Source organism: Streptomyces lanatus (assembly GCF_014655715.1).
GTDB classification, from domain to species: Bacteria; Actinomycetota; Actinomycetes; order Streptomycetales; family Streptomycetaceae; genus Streptomyces; species Streptomyces lanatus.
This window is the reverse complement of record NZ_BNBM01000002.1, coordinates 86,816-107,539: the sequence shown is the minus strand read 5'-3', so window position 1 is coordinate 107,539 and position 20,724 is coordinate 86,816. Positions and strand designations below refer to the sequence as shown.

17 protein-coding genes are annotated in these 20,724 nt (G+C 70.9%); 10 read left to right on the top strand and 7 right to left on the bottom strand.

Annotated elements, in window-relative coordinates; translation table 11 throughout:
* Nucleotides 1-56 precede the first annotated feature (56 nt).
* Both IE325_RS05750 and IE325_RS05745 read right to left on the bottom strand, forming a co-directional pair.
* A complete protein-coding gene (locus IE325_RS05750; protein WP_190068616.1) occupies nt 57-1,061 on the bottom strand; it encodes a zinc-dependent alcohol dehydrogenase in 1,005 nt (334 codons plus the stop codon).
* Nucleotides 1,062-1,266: 205 nt separating this feature from the next.
* Nucleotides 1,267-2,430 carry a mandelate racemase/muconate lactonizing enzyme family protein gene (locus IE325_RS05745; RefSeq protein WP_190068615.1) on the bottom strand — a complete coding sequence of 388 codons (1,164 nt, stop codon included), beginning with the start codon at nt 2,428-2,430 and terminating at the stop codon, nt 1,267-1,269.
* A 541-nt stretch (nt 2,431-2,971) separates the two neighbouring features.
* Between IE325_RS05745 and IE325_RS05740 the strand changes: the two genes are divergently transcribed.
* The 6 genes from IE325_RS05740 (at nt 2,972) to IE325_RS05715 (ending at nt 10,147) form a co-directional block, all read left to right on the top strand.
* Complete coding sequence (locus IE325_RS05740) at nt 2,972-4,018, top strand: LacI family DNA-binding transcriptional regulator (protein WP_190068614.1); 1,047 nt, start codon at nt 2,972-2,974, stop codon at nt 4,016-4,018.
* A gap of 155 nt (nt 4,019-4,173) precedes the next feature.
* Nucleotides 4,174-5,175: an ABC transporter substrate-binding protein gene (locus tag IE325_RS05735; protein WP_190068613.1), complete on the top strand. Its 1,002-nt coding sequence runs from the start codon at nt 4,174-4,176 to the stop codon at nt 5,173-5,175.
* Between the two features lie 99 nt (nt 5,176-5,274).
* Nucleotides 5,275-6,813, top strand: coding sequence for a sugar ABC transporter ATP-binding protein (locus tag IE325_RS05730; RefSeq protein WP_190068612.1), 1,539 nt, complete (start codon nt 5,275-5,277; stop codon nt 6,811-6,813).
* Nucleotides 6,810-7,910 carry an ABC transporter permease gene (locus IE325_RS05725; protein WP_229911673.1) on the top strand — a complete coding sequence of 367 codons (1,101 nt, stop codon included), beginning with the start codon at nt 6,810-6,812 and terminating at the stop codon, nt 7,908-7,910. Before IE325_RS05730 ends, IE325_RS05725 begins: the two co-directional genes overlap by 4 nt.
* Nucleotides 7,907-8,947, top strand: coding sequence for a galactofuranose ABC transporter, permease protein YjfF (gene yjfF / locus IE325_RS05720; protein ID WP_190068611.1), 1,041 nt, complete (start codon nt 7,907-7,909; stop codon nt 8,945-8,947). The genes IE325_RS05725 and yjfF overlap by 4 nt, the downstream gene beginning before the upstream one ends.
* Before the next feature lie 222 nt (nt 8,948-9,169).
* Nucleotides 9,170-10,147 carry an SCO2400 family protein gene (locus IE325_RS05715; protein WP_190068610.1) on the top strand — a complete coding sequence of 326 codons (978 nt, stop codon included), beginning with the start codon at nt 9,170-9,172 and terminating at the stop codon, nt 10,145-10,147.
* Nucleotides 10,148-10,202: 55 nt separating this feature from the next.
* On the opposite strand, the gene IE325_RS05710 is transcribed toward IE325_RS05715, so the two are convergent.
* Nucleotides 10,203-11,483: a diacylglycerol/lipid kinase family protein gene (locus IE325_RS05710; RefSeq protein ID WP_229911672.1), complete on the bottom strand. Its 1,281-nt coding sequence runs from the start codon at nt 11,481-11,483 to the stop codon at nt 10,203-10,205.
* A 210-nt stretch (nt 11,484-11,693) separates the two neighbouring features.
* Nucleotides 11,694-12,143 carry a MarR family winged helix-turn-helix transcriptional regulator gene (locus tag IE325_RS05705; protein ID WP_190068608.1) on the bottom strand — a complete coding sequence of 150 codons (450 nt, stop codon included), beginning with the start codon at nt 12,141-12,143 and terminating at the stop codon, nt 11,694-11,696.
* Nucleotides 12,144-12,234: 91 nt separating this feature from the next.
* Here IE325_RS05705 and IE325_RS05700 point away from each other — a divergent pair, with 91 nt between their 5' ends.
* Nucleotides 12,235-13,233 carry an NADP-dependent oxidoreductase gene (locus IE325_RS05700; protein ID WP_190068607.1) on the top strand — a complete coding sequence of 333 codons (999 nt, stop codon included), beginning with the start codon at nt 12,235-12,237 and terminating at the stop codon, nt 13,231-13,233.
* Nucleotides 13,234-13,330: 97 nt separating this feature from the next.
* On the top strand, nt 13,331-13,750 hold the full coding sequence (locus IE325_RS05695) for an organic hydroperoxide resistance protein (protein WP_190068606.1): 420 nt from the start codon (nt 13,331-13,333) through the stop codon (nt 13,748-13,750).
* Nucleotides 13,751-13,824: 74 nt separating this feature from the next.
* On the opposite strand, the gene IE325_RS05690 is transcribed toward IE325_RS05695, so the two are convergent.
* Together IE325_RS05690 and IE325_RS05685 are read right to left on the bottom strand one after the other, a co-directional pair.
* A complete protein-coding gene (locus tag IE325_RS05690) occupies nt 13,825-14,976 on the bottom strand; it encodes a serine hydrolase domain-containing protein (protein ID WP_190068605.1) in 1,152 nt (383 codons plus the stop codon).
* Nucleotides 14,977-14,985: 9 nt separating this feature from the next.
* The gene (locus IE325_RS05685) at nt 14,986-17,547 is read right to left on the bottom strand and encodes a M14 family zinc carboxypeptidase (protein WP_190068604.1); all 2,562 of its coding nucleotides are present in this window, start codon (nt 17,545-17,547) and stop codon (nt 14,986-14,988) included.
* 171 nt (nt 17,548-17,718) lie between these two features.
* Between IE325_RS05685 and IE325_RS05680 the strand changes: the two genes are divergently transcribed.
* Together IE325_RS05680 and IE325_RS05675 are read left to right on the top strand one after the other, a co-directional pair.
* Nucleotides 17,719-18,582, top strand: coding sequence for a hypothetical protein (locus IE325_RS05680; RefSeq protein ID WP_190068603.1), 864 nt, complete (start codon nt 17,719-17,721; stop codon nt 18,580-18,582).
* Between the two features lie 70 nt (nt 18,583-18,652).
* Nucleotides 18,653-19,450 carry an EI24 domain-containing protein gene (locus IE325_RS05675; RefSeq protein ID WP_190068602.1) on the top strand — a complete coding sequence of 266 codons (798 nt, stop codon included), beginning with the start codon at nt 18,653-18,655 and terminating at the stop codon, nt 19,448-19,450.
* On the opposite strand, the gene IE325_RS05670 is transcribed toward IE325_RS05675, so the two are convergent.
* The gene (locus IE325_RS05670; protein ID WP_190068601.1) at nt 19,440-20,693 is read right to left on the bottom strand and encodes a pyroglutamyl-peptidase I; all 1,254 of its coding nucleotides are present in this window, start codon (nt 20,691-20,693) and stop codon (nt 19,440-19,442) included. The genes IE325_RS05675 and IE325_RS05670 overlap by 11 nt on opposite strands.
* Nucleotides 20,694-20,724: the final 31 nt, after the last annotated feature.

Genomic DNA, 20,724 nt, shown 5'->3' with positions numbered 1-20,724 from the left:
GTACGCCGGTACGAAGTCGTCAGGTACCCCGTACCGGCGTACGGCTCAGGGGTGTGTCATGGCCGCAGCAGGACCTTTCCGACCTTCGGATCGCCGGACCCGACCAGCTCGATGGCCTGCGGGAACTCCTCCAGCGGCAGCTCGTGCGTGACCAGCGGCAGCGGGTCGAGGAGTCCGGCGCCGAAGACCCGCACGGTGTGCGCCCAGGCGTCCGGCGCCGCGCCGAACACGGTGTGCACCTCCAGCTGCCGTACGACGAGATCGGTCGGGTCCAGCCCGTCCGCGCCCGGCGCCGGGATGCCCGTCAGGACCAGCCGTCCACCGCGGCGCAGCAGGGCGGCGGCGGTGCGCGCCGCGTCCGCGGACCCGGCGGTCTCGATGACGACGTCGAAGTCGTCAGGCAGTGGCTCGTCCTTGGTGCGGAAGTCCGTGGCCCCGAACCGCTTCGACAGCTCGGCCCGGTCCCGACGCGTCCCCACGACGAGCAGCTCGGCCGGCGAGCCCGCCTTCAGGAACTGAACGGCGAACATCCCGAGCGTGCCCGTGCCCACCACGGCCACCCGCTCGCCCGGCACCGCGTTCGCCTTGAGCGCGGCGGCCGCGATGCACGCGGCCGGCTCCAGCAGCGCCGCCGCCGTGAGGTCCGCGTCGTCCGGCAGCACGTGCAGCAGCCGGGCCGGAAGCGTGAGTGTGGGGGCCATGGCGCCCGGCTGGGTGAAACCGGTCTCCTCATAGCCCGCCGTGCACAGCGTGGTCTCGCCCGCGTGGCAGCGGTCGCAGACCTGGCAGTTCCGGAAGCCCTCGCCCACGACCTTGCGGCCCACCAGACTCGAAGGGACGCCGTCACCGACCGCCGCCACCGTCCCGGACCACTCGTGGCCCGGCGTGAGCGGATAGCGGACGTACCCCTCCGGCCGGTTGCCCTGGAAGACCTCGCGGTCAGAGCCGCAGATCCCCGAGGCGTGCACTCGGACCAGGGCCTCGCCCGCTTCCGGCTGCCGGGGCTCGTGCGGGACGAGCCGGTGCTCGCCCGGAGCCTCGATCACGACGGCGGTGCTCACTGGGTCCTCCCGGGGCCTGGGTCGGAAGTGGCGTCGTTCGCCCGGAGGGCGGGCCGGGCGACGGCGATGGGGGTCCCCCCGCGCGAGCTCGGGTTCGAGCGTGGGGGAGCGTGATGGGGGTGCCCCCTCTGGGGGAGCCTGCCAGGCGTCGCCTGGCAGGCGCCACTTCCGACCCGGGCCCCGGTGCCGGGGTGGGTGTGGGCGCTCACTCGGTGCCCTTGGGCTTGCGCTGCTCCCAGCCGTCGGCCCACAGGTCGAACCGGGCCTGCTGCTGCGGGAACTCCGCGGCGGCGTCGACGTCCAGCTCCACACCGAGACCGGGCTCGTGGGAGAGGTGGAAGCAGCCGTCCTCGGGGTTCACCTGGGGCGCGCCCTTGATGACCTTCTTGATCTCCGCGTCCGCGAAGTCGTTGAAGTGCTCAAGGATCTTGAAGTTGGGGGCCGTGAAGCCGACCTGGAGGGAGGCGGAGGTCAGCACGGGCCCGCCCACGTTGTGCGGCGCGACCAGCATGTAGTGCGTCTCGGCGGTGGCGGCCAGCTTACGGGTCTCCCAGATACCGCCGATGTGGCCGACGTCCGGCTGGATGATGTCCACGGCCTGGCTCTCGAAGAGCTCCCGGAACTCGATGCGGTCGTGGATGCGCTCACCCGTGGCGACCGGCATGTCGACCTTGGCGGCGACCTTCTCCAGCGCCTTCAGGTTCTCCGGCGGCACCGGCTCCTCCAGCCACGCGGGCTTGAAGGGCGCCAGCTCCTTGGCCAGGCGGACGGCGGTGGCGGGGGAGAACCGGCCGTGCATCTCCAGCATCAGCTCGGCGTCCGGGCCGATGGCGTCGCGCACGGCCTCGATCAGGGAGACCGCGTAGAGGCTCTGCTCGTGGTCCAGCTCGAAGTGGCCGGTCCCGAACGGGTCGATCTTGAGCGCCCGGTAGCCGCGCTCCATGACCTTCTGGGCCGCCTTGTGGTACGCCTCGGGCGTCCGCTCGGTGGTGTACCAGCCGTTGGCGTACGCCTTGACCTTGTCGGTGACCTTGCCGCCGAGCAGCTGCCAGACCGGCACGCCGAGCGCCTTGCCCTTGATGTCCCAGCAGGCCATCTCGATCACGGCGATGCCGGACATCACGATCTCGCCGGCCCGCCCGTAGTCGCCGTACTTCATCCGCTTGACGAGATCCTCGACAGCGAACGGATCGGAGCCGAGAATGTGGTTGGTCTTCGCCTCGTGCAGATAGCCGAGCAGCGCGTCGGTGTGGCCCAGCATGCGGGTCTCGCCGACGCCGGTGAGTCCCTCGTCGGTGTGCACCTGGACGTAGGTCAGGTTTCGCCACGGCGTTCCGACCACGTGTGTGCTGATTCCCGTGATGCGCACGGTACTCCCTGTCCTCTTCGGCTTGTTCGAAATCTCGGCACTCGTTCGAAATGCTGTCGCGACAGTAAGGACGGCCCGGTGCGAGTGTCAATGGGTCTACAAACAACGGTTTCAATGCGGCGGCCCAGGTGGCCGACGGGGAGGATGCGACGGGGTGCGCCACGAGGGTCGCCGGGGTCTTCGAGGGTGTGCGCGTGCCTCCCCCGGTGGCCCTCGGGGCGCTCCTGACCAGGCAGAACGCCCTGGGTCCCCCAACCCCCGCCGCTCGTCGCGTTATTCAACCGTGACGACTTCACTGACGCAGCCCTCTTGACCGCCGTGAATTGTTAGCGCTCACAATGACGTCCGCATTCACCAGTCGGCCACGAGTCGGCCCCGGCGGCATCCAAGGAGGTATGAGCGTCGTGTCAGCAGTGCTCCAACTCGCCTTTCCGTCCAGTGCCGTTGGTCCTTCCGGAACACCGGCATGACGCCGCCGGCGCCGAACCGTCGGCCTTCGGCGCAGGTTTTATCGGCAGACGACCGCCAAGGAGGTGCGGCCGTGACCCACTCGCAGCTCCGGCCGCCCACCATGGCGGACGTGGCACGCCAGGCCGGCGTGTCCCACCAGACCGTGTCCCGAGTGCTGGGGGACCACCCCAATGTGCGGGACGAGACACGGGCCAGGGTGCTGCGCGCGATCGAGGAGATGGGCTACCGCCGTAACTTCTCCGCACGGGCCCTGGCCACCCGGCGCACCCGGACCCTGGGTGTGGTCGCCTCCAACACCACGCTCTACGGCCCGGCCAGTACGTTGTTCGCGCTGGAGGAGGCGGCGCGTGCCGAGGGCTATCTGGTCTCGACGGTCAGTCTGCGCAGGCTGACGATGGAGACGCTGTCCGAGGCCCTGGACCGCCTCAGCGAGGGCGGAGTGGAGGGGGTCATCGCCATCGCCCCGCAGCGGTCGGCGGTCGAGGCCCTCGCCGAACTCCGCCACCCGTTCCCGGTGGTGGCCGTGGGCACCGGCTCGGGCGCCGAGGTCCCCAGCGTCAACGTGGATCAGAATCTGGGCGCACGGCTGGCCACCGGCCATCTGCTCGCCGCCGGCCACCGCAGGGTCTGGCATCTCGCCGGGCCCGAGGACTGGCAGGAGGCGGTGGACCGGGTCGACGGCTGGCGGGCGACCCTCGAAGCGGCGGACGTGGAACCACCGATGCTGCTGCGGGGGGACTGGAGCCCGCTGTCGGGCTACCGGGCCGGCCAGGAACTGGCGGGCTGGGTGGGACGCGGCCTGACCGCCGTCTTCGTGGCCAACGACCAGATGGCACTGGGGGTGTTGCGGGCGCTGCGCGAGGCGGGCGTACGTACTCCCCAGGACGTCGCGGTGGCCGGCTTCGACGACATCCCGGAGTCGGAGTTCTTCGCCCCGCCGCTCACCACCGTCCGGCAGGACTTCGCGACGGTGGGCAAGCGAAGCATCGCCCTGCTGCTGGACCTGATCGAGGGCCGTACCCCCTCCGGGACGTCCCAGGTCTCGATCGAACCCCAACTCGTCGTCCGCGCAAGCACGTTCCCGTATCTGCCTCTACCGGGAGCCGCTCCCGGCTGACGCCGCACCACCCGGTCGCCTTTCGTCCTTCGTGACGAGCGTGACCGATATTTCGAACAATGATCGACAGGCTGGACGCAGTGCGGCCGGTCCCCACGAGTACCAAACGAGTGCCAGCGGTCCATCCCCGGGCCGGCTCTTCAAAGGAGAAGAACATGCTCAACAGACGGAACTTCCTCACTGCGGCGGTCGGCGTGGCGGCCACGGCCGGTCTGGCGGCCTGCGCCAAGGAGGACGGCTCCTCCTCCGATTCCTCCGGTGGCGGCAGCAAGGCGATCACCCTCGGCTTCGCCCAGGTCGGCTCCGAGAGCGGCTGGCGCACCGCCAACACCGACTCGGTGAAGGCGTCCGCCAAGGAGGCGGGCTTCAAGCTGCAGTTCTCCGACGCGCAGCAGAAGCCGGAGAACCAGATCTCCGCGATCCGCAGCTTCATCGCGCAGAAGGTGGACGTCATCGCCTTCTCGCCGGTCGTCGTCACCGGCTGGGACGCCGTGCTCAAGGAGGCCCAGGCCGCGAAGATCCCGGTCGTCCTGACCGACCGGTCCGTCGACAGCGACGAGTCCCTGTTCGTCACCCTGGTCGGCTCCGACTTCACCGACGAGGGCCGCCGCGCCGCCAAGATCCTGGAGAAGGTTCTGGAGCAGGCCGGCCACAAGGGCAAGGTGAAGATCGCCCAGCTGGAGGGCACCACCGGTGCCGCCCCCGCGATCGAGCGCGCCAAGGGCTTCAAGGAGGTCATGGACGCCGAGCACAAGGACGACTGGGAGATCGTCGCCAGCCAGACCGGTGACTTCACCCGCGCCGGCGGCAAGCAGGTCATGCAGGCCTTCCTGCAGTCCAACCCGGACATCGACGTGCTGTTCGCGCACAACGACGACATGGGTCTCGGCGCCATCCAGGCCATCGAGGCGGCCGGCAAGAAGCCCGGCAAGGACATCCTCATCGTCACGGTCGACGGTGTGAAGGACGGCTTCGTCGCCATGTCCGAAGGCAAGATCAACGCGATCGTCGAGTGCAACCCGCTGCTCGGCCCCCAGCTGATGGAGGTCGTGAAGACGGTCCACGAGGGCGGCAAGGTCGAGCGCTGGATCAAGACCGAGGAGAGCGACTTCATGCAGGACCAGGCCAAGGACGCGCTCCCCACCCGTAAGTACTGACCGACCGCACCCACCGGCAGGGAGCCTCCGGCCGACCGGCGACCATCCGGCCCGGAAGGCTCCCTGCGGGCCTGAACGCATTTCAAGAGGAGCGCTGCCATGGCAGAGCCGCGGCCCGTCCTGGAGATGACGGGCATAGTCAAAGAATTTCCGGGGGTACGGGCTCTGTCGGGCGTCGACTTCCGGCTCTTCCCCGGCGAGATCCACGCCCTCATGGGCGAGAACGGGGCCGGGAAGTCCACCCTCATCAAGGTGCTGACCGGGGTCCATTCCCTGGACGGCGGCACGATCACCCTCGATGGCAAGGCCGTACGGATCGGCAGCCCGCTGGAGGCGCAGCACGCCGGCGTCAGCACGGTCTACCAGGAGGTCAACCTCTGCCCCAACCTCTCGGTGGCGGAGAACATCTTCATCGGCCGTGAACCCACCCGCGCGGGCCGCATCCAGTGGAAGCAGATCCGCAAGCAGGCCGCGGAGATGGTCGACCGCCTCGGCCTCGACATCGACGTGACGGCACCGCTGTCCTCGTACCCGCTGGCCGTGCAGCAACTGGTCGCGATCGTACGGTCGGTGGGCCACGGCGACAGCGACGGCGAGGGCTCCGGCACCAAGGTGCTCGTCCTGGACGAGCCCACCTCCAGCCTCGACCGCGACGAGGTCCTCGAACTGTTCCGCCTGATGCGGCGGCTGCGGGACGAGGGCGTCGCGATCCTCTTCGTGTCGCACTTCCTCGACCAGATCTACGAGATCTGCGACCGCATGACCGTGCTGCGCAACGGCACCCTGGTCGGCGAGCACATGGTGGCCGACCTCGACCAGGTCGGGCTGATCGAGCTGATGATCGGCAAGGCCCTGGACCAGCTGGAGGAGCTGCACGAGCACCAGCTGCGCTCCGACGTCGGCGAGACGCTCGTCAAGGCCGAGGGCCTCGGCCGCACCGGCGGTATCGCCCCCTTCGACCTGGAGATCAAGAAGGGCGAGGTGCTCGGCCTCGCCGGACTGCTCGGCTCCGGCCGCACCGAACTGGCCCGGCTGCTGTTCGGCGCCGACCAGCCCGACAGCGGCAAGGTGACCGTCGCCGGCAAGCAGGTCTCGATGAGCGCCCCCAACGACGCCATCGGCGCCGGTGTCGCGTTCTGCTCGGAGAACCGCAAGACCGAGGGCCTCGTCCCCGACCTCACGGTGCGCGAGAACATCATCCTCGCCCTCCAGGCGTCCCGCGGCTGGACCCGGCCCATCCCGGCCTCCCAGCGCGACGAACTCGTCGCCAAGTACATCAAGGCCCTCGACATCCGCCCCGCCAACCCCGAGGCCCGCGTCGGCCAGCTGAGCGGCGGCAACCAGCAGAAGGTGCTGCTCGCCCGCTGGCTGATCACCCAGCCGAAACTGCTGATCCTTGACGAGCCCACGCGCGGCATCGACGTCGGCGCCAAGGCCGAGATCCAGAAGCTCGTGGTCTCCCTCTCCGAGGACGGCATGTCCGTGCTGTACATCGCGGCCGAACTGGAGGAGGTGCTCCGGCTCAGCCACACCATCGGAGTGCTGCGCGACCGCAAGCTCGTGGCACAGCTGACCAACGGGCCGGAGATCACCACCAGCAAGATCCTGGAGACCATCGCGAGCGGAGAGCACCAGTGAGTACCCCGGCAGTGACCACCCCCTCCCGCTGGCGAGCACTGACGCACCACCACCTGTTCTGGCCGGTCGCGGTCCTGATCGCCCTGCTGCTCGTCAACGTTCCCTTCACACCCGACTTCTTCGCGATCCGGATGACCGACGGCCACCTCTACGGCAACCTCGTCTCGATCGTGCTGTTCGGCTCGCCGCTGATCCTGGTGGCGGTCGGCATGACCCTGGTCATCGCCACCGGCGGCATCGACCTCTCCGTCGGCGCCGTGGTCGCCATCACCGGCGCCCTGACCTGTTCGTACATCAGCGACCAGGCCGACCAGAACGCGCTGGCGGGGGTCTTCCTCGCCATGGGCATCGGCCTGGTGGCGGCCGTGGTCTGCGGCCTGTGGAACGGCTTCCTGGTCGCCCGGATGGGCATCCAGCCCATTATCGCGACCCTCATCATCATGGTCGCCGGACGCGGTGTCGCCCAGCTGATCACCGACGGCCAGATCATCACCATCAACAGCGAGCCGTACAAGCTCATCGGCGGCGGCTACTGGCTGACCCTGCCCTTCTCCATCTTCATCGTCGCCGCCGTCGTGGCCGTCACCGTGGCCCTGACCCGCCGTACGGCGCTCGGCCTGCTCGTCGAGTCGGTCGGCGGCAACGCCGAGGCCAGCCGCCTGGTCGGCATCCGCTCCCGGCGCATCAAGATCATGGTGTACATGTTCTGCGCTCTGTGCGCGGGCATCGCCGGCCTGATGATCAGCTCCAACACCTCGGCCGCGGACGGCAACAACGCCGGCCTGTGGATCGAACTGGACGCGATCCTCGCGGTCGTCATCGGCGGCACCTCGCTGCTCGGCGGCCGGTTCTCCATCGGCGGCACCGTGATCGGCGCCCTCGTCATCCAGACCCTGACCACCACGATCTACACCATCGGCGTACCCACCCAGACCAACCTGGTCTTCAAGGCCGCCGTCGTCATCGTCGTCTGCCTGCTGCAGTCCCCGAAGTTCCGGGCCAAGGTCCTCGGCGCGAAGGGACGCGCCCGGACCACCGCCCCGGCGGAGCCCACCACCCCGGCCGACGCCGCCCCGAAGATGGAGGTGTCGCGATGAGCGCGACCACCAAGACCCCTGCGGCAGCGAGAGGCCGTACGGCGTCCAAGCCGGCACAGGCGTCCGCGGCCGCGCGTCTGCTCGGCGACCGGCGGCTGCCCGTCCTGGTCACGGCCGGCCTGTTCCTCGCGATGTACATCGGCGGTCTCAGCCGCTACCAGAACTACGGTTTCGGCGAACCGCAGGTCTTCCTCAACCTGTTCATCGACAACGGCTATCTGCTGGTCGCCGCCGTCGGCGCCACCTTCGTCATCATGTCCGGCGGCATCGACCTGTCCGTCGGCTCGCTGATCGGCTTCACCACCATGTTCACGGCGTGGCTGGTGGAGCGGCAGGGCCTGCCGCTGCTGCTGGTCATCCCGCTCGCCCTGGGCGTGGGCGCGTTCGGCGGCTTCCTCATGGGCTATGTGATCCACAACTTCGAGATCCAGCCGTTCATCGTGACCCTCGCCGGCCTCTTCCTCTTCCGGGGCCTGTGCCTGGTCATCAGCAAGGAGTCCATCTCCATCAGCGACTCCACGGTGAGCAGCATGGCCCAGACCCGGGTGTCGCTCGGACTGGGGGAGCTGTCGATCGGCGCCCTCGTCGCCCTGGTCGTCGTCGCCGCCGCCTTCTACATCCTCCACTACACGCGCTTCGGCCGCCGGGTGTACGCCATCGGCGGCAACGAGCAATCCGCGCTGCTGATGGGGCTTCCGCTGGGCGGCACCAAGATCGCCGTGTACACGGTGAGCGGCTTCTGCTCGGCGCTGGCCGGCCTGCTGTTCATGCTGTACATCCAGGCCGGTGACCCGCTGCACGCCGTCGGCATGGAACTCGACGCGATCGCCGCGGTCGTCATCGGCGGCACGCTGCTGACGGGCGGCTCCGGTTACGTCCTGGGCACCCTGTTCGGCGTCCTCGTGCTGGGCCTGATCAAGAGCATCATCCAGTTCGAGGGCACGCTCAGCTCCTGGTGGACGAAGATCGCCACGGGTGTGCTGCTGTGCGCGTTCATCCTGATCCAGCGGGCGATGACGGCGCGCAAGCAAACATAGGCCGGACCTGGGCACTTGGGCCGACGCGGCCCGTCGCGCGGCGTACGTGCGGCGGGCCGCGTGATGTTGTCGTACGGGCTGTCATACGGACCCGGCGCGGAGGATCGCGCCGAATGGTCGGACTTGACCCCCACCGACCAAACCGGAAAGGCCAGTTCCGCACACAACCTTCACAGCAGCCGCTAGGAAAGGTATGGGTCGGTTCCCTAGTCTTCCCGCGTCATGGACTACTGCCACCCGTGCCGCAGGCACCTCAACGGCGCCCTCGCCTGCCCGGGGTGCGGTGCCGCGATCGAAGAGCTGCGCGTGCACGCGGGCGCGCCGGACGAGGCGTACCCGCAGCTGGCCGAGCGGGCCGTACAGGCGCCTGCGGGGGCTGTGGGCGGCCAGGGCTCGTACGTCGCGTACGACGGGCAGTACGGGGGCGGCGCGGGGCAGTACGGCGGTGGCGAGTACAGCGACCGCTATGTCGACGCCGGTCACTCCGGAGAGGCCGCGGGCACGGACACCGGTGAGGTGGCCGAGGTCGCGTCGGTCGCGCCGGTTGGTGGACGGGCCGCGCGGCGGGCGGCGCAGCGGCGTGGCCGCAGGCGCGGTCACGACGAGCGCGACGATCAGGCCGAGTACGAGTACGAGTACGAGGACGAGTACGACGACGACCCGGACGAGGAGGGCGAGTCGGGCGGCGCCAGCCGCCGCGATCGCAAGGCCGCCGCGCATCGGCGCCGCCGTCGCCGGACCCTGCTGATAGCGGCCGGCTTCGTCCTGGCCGCCGGTGGCCTGAGCCTCGCCGAACTCGGCCTGGACGCCCCGGGCAAGAACCCCACGCCGGCCGCGGCCGGGGACGAGTCGGCCGAGGGCGCGGCGGAGGCGGAGGTCTCACCGTCGCCGGACGCCACGGACGGCGCCACCCGGACCGACCCCGACGAGTCGTCGAAGGATCCCTCAGCGTCCCCCTCGGCCTCCAAGTCCGCCAAGGGCAAGGACGAGAAGAAGGACGAGGACAAGGACGAGAGCCCGTCCAAGGACCCCCAGTCCGGAACGACGGGCGGCGGCTCCGGCACCTCCACCTCGAACCCGGCCCCCGCCCCCACCTCCGCCGAGGACCCGACCCCCACGACGGAACCGACCACCTCGGACCCGACGCCGGATCCTTCGCCGTCGGAGACGTGCAATCGGTTCCTGTGGTGGTGCACCTGAGAGGCCGCGGTTCGCGAGGGTGCACCTGGGCGGTCGCCGTTCGCGGCAGTGAACCTCACCCCGCGCCCCGCCGTGCGAACGCCAGCCTGCCCAGGGCCCGCCAGTCGACCGGCGGTCTCGCGGCGGGGACTCCCGGGCGGTCGCGCGGTACGCGGACGCGCAGTGCCCCCGGCATGACATGGCAGACGACCGGTGTGGGCAGGCGGATGGCCTCGCCGTCGACGCCGACCGGGATGTCGGGCGCGTCGGCGTCGACGACGACCTCGTGGGAGGCCAGCGAGGTCAGGCCCCGTGCCTGCTGGCCCCGCAGCAGCCCGGCCGCCTGCGCGGCGCTGTCGACGCTGACCCCGAGGACGCCGAGGGCACCGGTGTCCAGCCGTGGACGCCGTCCCAGACCGGCCGCGTCGCCCATCCGGTACGGGTTGTTGCTGATCAGCACCCCTTGAGGGTCGTCGATGGCCACCTCCCCGGCCCGCACGGTCAGCCGTGGACCGGCATGATGGGTCAGCAGGTCCGGCAGCTCCCGCATGATGGTGCGCACCTTGTCGTCCCGGTAGGCGGGGCTCTGCACAACCGTCGCGTACGCGCCGAAGGACGCCGTGTTCACGAACACCCGGTCACCGATCAGCCCGAGGTCGACGAGGAGTTCGACGCCGTCGGTGAGGGCGTCGAGGCAGGTCGACGGGTCGTCCCGGTCCAGCCCGAGATCCATGGCGAAGTGATTGCGGGTACCGGCGGAGACCACGACGAACGGCAGCCCGTGCCCGGCCGCCACCCCCGCCACCAGCGCCTGCGTCCCGTCCCCGCCCGCGACCCCCAGCAGGTCGGCCCCCTCGGCCACGGCCCGGCGCGCGAGCCCCTCGACGTCCTGCGGATGCTCCGGATCCAGTACGGCGACCTCGGCACCCCGGGCCCGCGCCTTGGCCACGAGGTCGAACCTGCCGACCTTCCCGCCGCCCGAGCGCGGATTCATGATGAAGAACGGCGCCCTGGCCGGCGGCGCCGACCGCTGCCGTGGCGCCGGCCGCCGTACGTGCGCCGCGAGCGCGGCCTGCCCGATCAGCGCCGCCACGGCCCACAGCGCGAGAACCGACAGCACGGCCCACAGCATGCCCACCGCCGAGTACGCCATCAGCACCGCCATCGGCGCCAGCAGGGCGAGGACGGCGGCGAGCGCACGCAGGAGCCCACGCCGGGAAAGGGTCCACCACAACGCGGCGACGGTGACACCGACCCCGACAAGTCCGACGACGAGCAGCGTGATGCTCTCGACTCCGGCCACCGTCAACAACAGCGCGACGGCCCCGGCGGCGACGAGCAGCGCCAGCCGCGCCACCCACGCCCCGGCCGCTCGATCAAGGCTCCGCCCACCGCCCACAAGGGCATCTCATCGCCGACGCCGGGGCGTCGCATCACCTGTGCGGGGTGATACGGCGCGGGGCTGATCGACAGGCGGCCCTGCTCCCAGGGGCGCGGGGCTGTATCGATATGCGGCTCCGCCGCGCGGGCGCGGCCAGCCACAACGAACCGGCACACGGCAGACGACCTACCGCGGCACAACGTCACCCAACATCCGCCGCAACAACCCCCGCAGGGAAACCCGCTCCTCCTCCGACAACCCGGCAAGCGGCTCCCGAGCGAACCGCAAAGACTCCCGCAACCCCCGAGCCACCCCCCGCCCCTCCTCGGTGACAGCGGCCAGCTTCACCCGCCGATCCGCAGGATCCGGCCGTCGCTCCACCAGCCCCCGAGCCTCCAGCCGATCGACGATCCCGGTCACATTCGACGGCTCGCACCGCAACCGCTGTGCCAGCTTCCGCATCGGCAGCGGCTCCAGCGACAGCAGGCTCAGCAGCCGCGCCTGCGCCCCGGTCAGGGCATGCTCGGCGGCGGCCTCCTCGTACTCCTCGTGGTAGCGGGCCACGACCGCGCCGATCAGGTCGACGACCTCGAGGGTCAGCTCATCGGGGCGGCGGGTCTGGTGTGGAGTGGCCATGGTCTCAGGGTAACCCCGTTACTTGACATCCTGAAATATTCAGGAGCATGGTTGTTTCAGATGCTGAAGTAAATTGTGAAAGGCACCCCCCATGAGCAACCGCGAATGGCACCTCCTCTCCCGTCCCGTCGGCTGGCCCAAGGCCGACGACTTCGCCCTCGTCGAGACCGAGGTGCCGACGCCGGGTGAGGGCCAGGTGCTCGTACGGAACAAGTACCTCTCCGTGGACCCGTACATGCGCGGACGCATGTCGGCGGCCAAGTCCTACGCCGCCCCCTTCGAGCTCGGCAAGGTCATGCAGGGCGGCGCCGTCGGCGAGGTCATCGCCTCCAACGCCGAGGGCATCGAGGTCGGCGACCACGTCCTGCACTTCTTCGGCTGGCGCGAGTACGCCGCGGTGGACGCGAAGACCGCCGTCAAGGTCGACGCCCAGGCCGCGCCCCTCTCCACGTACCTCGGCGTCCTCGGCATGACCGGCCTCACCGCCTACGCCGGTCTGCTGCGGGTCGGCTCCTTCAAGGAGGGCGACGCGGTCTTCGTGTCCGGCGCCGCGGGTGCGGTAGGCGGCCAGGTCGGGCAGATCGCCAAGCTCAAGGGTGCGTCCCGGGTCATCGGGTCGGCCGGCTCCGACGAGAAGGTCAAGCTGCTGGTCGAGGAGTACGGCTTCGACGCCGCCTTCAACTACAAGAACGGCCCGGTCTGGGAGCAGCTCACGGAGGCCGCCCCGGACGGCATCGACGTCTACTTCGACAATGTCGGCGGTGAGCACCTGGAGGCCGCGATCGGCGCCCTCAACCTCAAGGGCCGGGCCGTGGTCTGCGGCATGATCTCCCAGTACAACTCGACCGAGCCGACCCCCGGCCCGCGCAACATGGTCAAGATCCTCCAGAACCGGCTCCGCGTCGAGGGCATCCTGGTCGGCGACCACTACGACCTCCAGCAGCAGTTCGTCTCCGAGGTCGGCCCCTGGGTCGCCTCCGGGCAGCTGAAGTACCGCGAGACCGTCGTCGAGGGCATCGAGAACAACCTGGAGGCGTTCCTCGGGGTTCTCCGTGGCGACAACACCGGAAAGATGATCGTCAAGCTCTGACGCCTTCACTGGATTTCCGGCATGCGGTAACTTCTTTCCGAAACCGTCGTCGATCGTGGGCGCGAGTCACGGCGGACCGAGGAGGAGAAGACACCGCATGTCCATCCAGCAGACCGAGGTTCTGTACACCGCCGTCGCGACCGCGGAGAACGGCCGCGACGGCCGGGTCGCCACCGACGACGGCAAGCTCGACGTCGTGGTGAACCCGCCCAAGGAGATGGGCGGCAGCGGCGCCGGCACCAACCCGGAGCAGCTGTTCGCGGCCGGCTACAGCGCCTGCTTCCAGGGCGCCCTCGGCGTCGTCGCCCGCCAGGAGAAGGCCGACATCACCGGCTCGACCGTCACCGCGAAGGTCGGCATCGGCAAGAACGAGGACGGCTTCGGGATCATCGTCGAGATCTCGGCGGCCATCCCGAACGTCGACGCGGCAACGGCCCGGGACCTGCTTGAGAAGGCCCACCAGGTCTGCCCGTACTCGAAGGCGACGCGCGGCAACATCAGCGTGACGCTGGTCTGACACCGCTCGTTGCACAGCACGGAGGCCGCACCCCTGGACGTGGGGTGCGGCCTCCGTCCTGCGGATCCGCGGTCTCAGGCGGCCAGCGCCGCCCGGTGCACCGTCCTGACGAACCGCTCGTTCTCCGGCCCCGCTCCGCCCGGATAGGCGATACGGCGCCGGGTGTAGCCGTAGGCCAGACCGCAGCGGGGATCCGCGAAGGCCTGGGAGCCGCCCGCGCCGCTGTGGCCGAAGGAGCCCGCGCCCAGATACGGATACACATAGTCGGCGATCGCCTGGAAGCCCAGGCCGAACGACTTGTGGAACCGGGCCACCAGGTCGTACCCGGTGGAGTGGATCTGACCCACCTCGGCGATGGTGTCGGGCTTCAGCAGCGGCGGACGCTCGCCCACCTCGCTGATCGCCGCCGCGTACATCCCGGCCAGCCCTCGCGCGGAGGCCACCCCGCCCGCCGAGGCGGGCCCGTTCGCGCGCACGGCACGGGAGTTGGGGTAGTCCGCGAGCTCGCCCGCCCCCGGCACATGCGTGTTGAAGGCGATCGACGCGAGGGTGTGCGGCCCCGTCGGTGTCGCGTCCAGCTCCGCCTGCTGCTCCGGTGTCGGCAGCATCGGCTGTACGGAGCGGTAGCGCGGCTCCAGCTCCTCGGGGAGCCCGAGGTGGAAGTCCAGGCCGTACGGCGCCCGGATCCGCTCCTCGTACACCTCCTGGAGCGTGCGGCCGGTGGCCCGGCGTACGACCTCGCCGACGAGCGCGCCGATGACGAACGCGTGGTACCCGAAGGCCGTGCCCGGCCGCCAGAACGGCCGCTGGTCGGCGAGCCGCTCGGCGATCGCGCGGTCGTCGGCCAGCTCGGCCCCGGTGAACCCGGCGTCCAGGCCGACCAGCCCGGCCCGGTGCGTGAACAGATCACGCACGGTCAGCCCGGCCTTGCCCTCGGCCCCGAACTCCGGCCAGTAGTACGTCACCTTCCGGTCCGGCTCCAGCGTGCCCTCCTGCACGAGCAGCGCGGCCACCATGAACGCGGCGCCCTTGGTGGAGGAGAACACGCCGTAGAGGGAGCTGGCCTCACAGCCCTCACCGGCCCACAGGTCGACGACCTTGCGGCCGTGCACGTAGGCGCACAACTGTCCTTCGTAGTCGGGGAGTTCACCCGCCACGAACGCGGCGAAGTCCTCGCGCACCGGCTCGAAGCCGTCCGCGACGGTGCCGTGGATCCCTTGCGTCATCCGCTCTCCTCATCTGCCACTGGCCTGGGCCATGCCGAACAACGACCGTCCCACCTGGGCGAATTCTCCCTTGGGATGATCCCGGAACAGGGGCTCGGTGCCGAACAGCACCGCCCGCGGGCCACTGACCACCGCGGCCCGCCCCGCCGCGTCCCCGGGCCCGCCGGAGCCGTCCGGCGCCGGCCGCCAGTGCCCGGAGAGCAGCGGGTTCCCGGCCGCGTACGCCTGCTCGACCCGGACGCCGGGACCGAGGTCGGTGAACCACACGGGTGCGTAGACGAAGCCGTGCGAGGGGGCGCCGCTCATCAGGGCGCCGCCCGCGTTCACCACCCGCACCACGCCGTTGGCGTCCCCGTTGCCCTCGACCGGCTTCACGGCCAGCAGCCCCGCCGCCGAGTTCAGCGCGGCACCCGTGGCACCCCGCCCGACGAGCCCGTGCCGGTCCAGGAAACCGTCGAGCGCCGTACGGGCCCCGGCGTCCAGTTCCTCGTACTCCAGCCCCGCCGACACGAACAGCACATCCACCGACGACCAGTCGAACCCGGCGTTCAGCACCGCCGTCGAGACCGGCGTCACCTCGAAGTCCATTTCCCTCAGCGCCAGCAGCTCACCCGGTGTGACGGCGGCGGCGACCCGGGTGCGGTGCAGCGGCACCGTGCCCTTGGCCCTCGTCGCGTCGAAGGCGACGTCGTACGTCTTCGCCGCGCGCTCCGCCCTCGCGCGCGCCGACCCCGGCACGATCGCGCTCCCGTCGGCGGCCCGGCGCACCGGAACCCCCTGCCGCAGCAGGGAGTTGAGCGCCGCGATCTCACGCGGGTCGTCGAGACGCAGCCGCAGATCGCCGCGCGGGGCGACATACCCGACCCGCGCCGCGCCCGACACCGGCCACAGCGGGGCGCCGAGCAGGCTCCCGCGCGTCACCGGCTCGACCGTGGCGCCCCACAGCCGCCCCAGACTCCAGCCCGAGATGTCGTACATCACCGATACCTTGCCACTGATGTCCCGCCCGTCGGCGAGCAGCACATTCGCCAGGCCGCGCTTGGCCTGCCGCATGTCGACGACGTACGAGCCCTTCGCATACGTCCGTCCGCCCAGCCGGAAGGAGTGGAGCGCGCGGGTGACGCGGACGTCATTGGCGAGGAGATGGTCGACGAGGCGGGCGGCGGCGGGTGCCGAGCGCTGGGCGCCGGGCCCGGCCGGGATGACGTAGGCGCGGGGGAAGGTCGTGGTGTAGACGTCCTCGGGGCCGATGCCGGGGACGCCCGGGACGGTCTCCGCGGACACCGGCACCTGTGCCGCGCCGGCCGCGCCCCGCCGGAAGACCTCGATCTGGTCGGCGACCAGCGAGGTGCGCCGGGCCTGGACGAAGTCGAGGGTGGCGCGCAGGGCGGCCCCGGCGACATCGACGTTGATGGCGGAGCGGCGGCGCAGTTCGGCGACGGGGAGGGTGTCGTAGACGGAGCCGTTCACCTCCAGCGGGATCTCCACCGTGTGCGCGGCGACGGTGCCGTGGAAGGCCGCGTACTGCGGGGTGAAGATCGGCGGCCAGTCGTCCCAGCCCTCCTCCTGGTCCCGGAACGGGATCTGCGCGGACTCGACGCCGTCCTTGGCGGGTGTGTAGCCGAGGCCGTTGACGGCGGCCTCCATGCCGAGGGCGTTGGCGTAGGTGTTCTTCAGGAACAGGTCGTATTCGTAGTTCTCGCCGTGCGGGGGAGTGGTGGGCTCGATGAGGGTGCCGTTGACATAGCCGTGCAGATCGAGCATCACGGCGGGCTGCTTGTCGACCATGATCTGCCGCATCGCCCGCACCTCGGGCTGCGAGGCGGTGACGAAGTCCCGGTTCATGTCGAAGCCGCCCGCGTTGGCGCGGGTCCCGGCGATACGGCCGTCCGGGTTGGCGGTGATGTTGAAGTAGAGGCGGCTGTGGGCGAGAAGGTCACGCGTGCGGCCGTCCCCGGCCCTCGCGAGCCGCTCGATCAGCTTCAGGGAGGCGTCGGTGCCCTCCCACTCGTCACCGTGGATGTTGTTGTTGACGAACACCGGCGCCTTGTAGGCCCGCTTGATCTCGGGGGACTTGGCGGCGACGGCGGGCGCCTTCTCGATCAGCTCCCGCATCCGCGCCTGGGCACGGGCCTGGCGCGCGTTCTCCGGCGCGGTCACGGTGACGAGATACAGCCGGTGCCCGCCGGCCGACCGGCCCGTGACCTCGACGCTCACCCGGTCGCCCAGGGCTTGCAGGGCGTTCAGCTTCGGCGCGATGCCGTGGTACGGGGTGAGGCCGAGCTTGATGGACTTGTCGGCCGGGTTCTCCGGGTCCGGGGTGAGGACCTGCCGGCGCGGGTAGCCGCGGCTGTCGTCGGCGAGGGGTGCGCCGGTCGCGGCGAGGGCGCGCCGGGCCGTGCTCGCGGGTGTGCGCGCGGCGGCGGTCCCGTCGGCCGCGGCCTCGCGGTGGACCGGCGGTTCGGGCTTCGCCACGGCGGTGTTCGGGCCGAGCAGCAGGGAGCCCGCCGCGGTGACGGCCAGGGCGGTGAACAGAACGGGTCTCGCAGGAACGGTTCTCGTGTTGCGCACGTGTACCTCCTCCGGAACGTCCAAAGATCGGTACGGCGAGGTGTACCCGTTCGACTCAACGGCAACAAGAGGGAGTTGCCGCCACGGATGTCCCGTACGGCCCCTGCCGGGCCGTCCGCAGAGGGCATCCTGTGAGCGGCACCGGCGGCGGCAGGACGCGAGGAGAGTCCCATGGCACCGATCCCCACGCTCCCGACCAGGGACGACGTACTCCGCATGGCACGCAGCACCACCGACATCACCGGCCAACTCCTCGACACGGCGGGGAACATCACCCGGATCGCGCTCAACACCTTCGACCCCAGGGACGGATCGGGCGCCGAGGTCCTGCGCGTGCTGCGGCAGACCACCGCCGAACTCGCCGAGGCCAGCGCCACCCCCGAGGCCCAGGAGGCCTTCTACCGCATCGTCGAGACTCTCACCCGCCTCGGCACCAGCGGGGCACCCCTCGCCGTCCACCCCGTGAGCGAACCCGCCCAGGCGCTGCTGGCCGCCCTCGGCGACAGCCTGCTGCCGGTGCTGGACGCGGTGGAGCCGGCCGTCGAGGAGTTCGCGGCGGCGCTCGGCGAACTCGTCGAGGCGACCTCGCCCCTGCTCCCGGCGACGGCGGGCGTGGCCGCGGGCGCACTGCTCGCCCTGACCCCCCTTCTGCGCACCACCGCGGAGGTCCTGCGCGAGCAGTCCCCCGAACTCCGCCGTATCGCCGACGCGCTGACGGCCGCGCTCGCACCCCTGATGCCGCTCCAGGTCGCCCTGGCCGAACGGGCGGCCACCGCCGGGGCGAACGCCGTACGCGCCACCCTCCCGCCCCTCGCCGACCTCGCCGAAGCGGCGGCGGCGACGGCCAAGGCGGCCCGCCCGGTGCTCATCGCCGGCGAGGAACTCCTCGTCACGGGCCTGGAACGCCTCCAGCCGATGCTGCTCGCCGGGGCGTCACGCGCGGGCCATGTTGCACGGGAGGTGGCGGTACGGGTCTCGGCGGCGGTGAGCCCGGCCGCCGAACCCGGGGTGACGGTGGCCGTCACACCCGTGTGAGCGGTCGCGGTGACGGCGCCCCGAAGCGGCTGTGACTGCGGTGTGACAAGCCCCGACTAGAGTTCGGTCCATGCGCGATCTCGGGACCGGTTTCAGGTATCTCCTCAAGGGCCAGCGATGGGTGGCCCGGCACGGCAAGCAGTACGGTTTCGGCCTGATCCCGGGTCTGATCACCCTGGTGCTCTACGCCGCGGCACTGGTGGCCCTCGCGCTCTGGGGCGAGGACTTCGTGTCCTGGTCGACGCCGTTCGCCGACGACTGGTCGAGCCCGTGGCAGGGCCTGTTCCGCGGCTTCCTCACCGCCGTCCTCTTCGCCCTCGGCCTCCTTCTGTCCGTGGTCACCTTCACCGCGGTCACCCTTCTGATCGGCCAGCCCTTCTACGAGAGCCTCTCCGAGAAGGTCGACCGCGACGTGTCCCCCGACGGCACGGCACCCGGGTCCGGCCTCGCGCTCTGGCGCGAACTGCTGATCTCGGGCCGGGACAGCCTGCGCGTGGTGCTGCGCGCCGCCCTCTGGGGCGTCCTGCTCTTCGCCCTCGGCTTCATCCCGGTCGTCGGCCAGACGGTCGTACCGGTCATCGGCGTCGTCGTCACCGGCTTCTTCCTCACCGAGGAACTCACGGCCGTGGCCCTCCAGCGCCGCCGCGTGGAACTCCGCGACCGCCTCACCCGCCTCCGCTCCCGCAAGACCCTCGTCTGGGGCTTCGGCACCCCCCTCGCCGCAGCCTTCCTGGTGCCGTTCGTGGCGGTGTTCCTGATGCCGGGGGCGGTGGCGGGGGCGACGCTGATGGCTCGGGAGCTGATGGGGGAGGAGACGGTGGAGGAGGCCGCGGCGCCCGTGCCCGAGGGCGAGCACGTCAGCTGGTGACCGGGCTCTCCGCCGCCACCTTCAGGATCGTCCGTACCTGGGCGATGATGTCCAGCCGGTTCCGCACGAACTCCGGATCCGTCACCGCCCCCGTCGCCGGATCCGTGTTCCCCGCCCCGAACTGCAGCACCGGCGTGTGCACATGCCCGCCCGGCAGGGTGTCGTGCAGGCCGAGCCGGTCCCGCAGCAGCGTGGCCCGGTAGGCGATCTCGTTGGACAGATAGTCCCCACCGCCCCCGGCCCGCGCGGTCGAACCCGGCGTGGGCCCGTCCGGCCGCACGACGGCCTGCGTCCCGCCCGCCGGGATCTCGGTCACGCTGGTGTTGTCGTACACGGGGAACCGCCCGGTGTTCGCGGCGACGATCGCCGCGTACGGCAGTGTCGTGGTCGTCCACTGCGGCTGCGAGGCCGGATCGGAGACCGGCACGGTCTCGGTGCGGGAGACGTTGTCGTTGTCCGGGAAGCCGCCCCGCCAGGCCCCGTTGGTCCGCTCGACGTCGAACCGCCCGACCCGCCCCTGGCTCACGGTCGTGAACAGGTCGACCTGCTTCAGATACGGCCGCAGCGTCCGCTCCACCGTCCCGTCGGCGAAGTCCTGCCACCGCACCGGGAACACGGCGGTCTCCACCCGCGCCGGCCCGTCCGCCGTCTCGATCACCGTCCCGTCGAGAGCGAGCGCGGTGGCCCCGGACGGGTTGGAGATACGGATGTCACGGTCGAGGGTGAAGGGATCGAACCCGGTGACGAGGACCCGCCGGCCCCCGTGTCGGTAGCGGATGTCCGCCTGCCCACGTGAGGCACGCTCCAACTCACCCAGCAGATCCGATCGTTGCGCGTCACTCAAGCCGAACCCTGACTCCCAGCCCCGCACCTCCCGTGTCATCGACAACCGCGCCCAGTACAGCGGCCGGTCGTCGTCCCGGCTCAGATCACCCCCGACCGGCCCCCGCCCCTGCGCCCGGTCGACCGCCCTCCGCCACAGCGCCGACCCTTCGCGTACGACGACACGACGGGCCTGTGCGTAGGAGTGAGCGGCGCGAAGGTCACGGGTGAACTCCTGCGCCGCCGCGTCGAATCCGGAGCGGCGCAGGATCTCCTGCGGCACCGCCTTGTCGAGCCGCTGCTCCTCGACGGTCGGCGCGACCGCCGTACCGGGCGCGGCGGAGGCTCCCGCCGTCGGGGCCGAGAGCCCGGCCAGCAGGGCGAGGCCGAGGACGCCGATCCGAACACGTAGGGAATTCAAGGCGATTCCGGTCCTTCCGTCACGGTGGGGG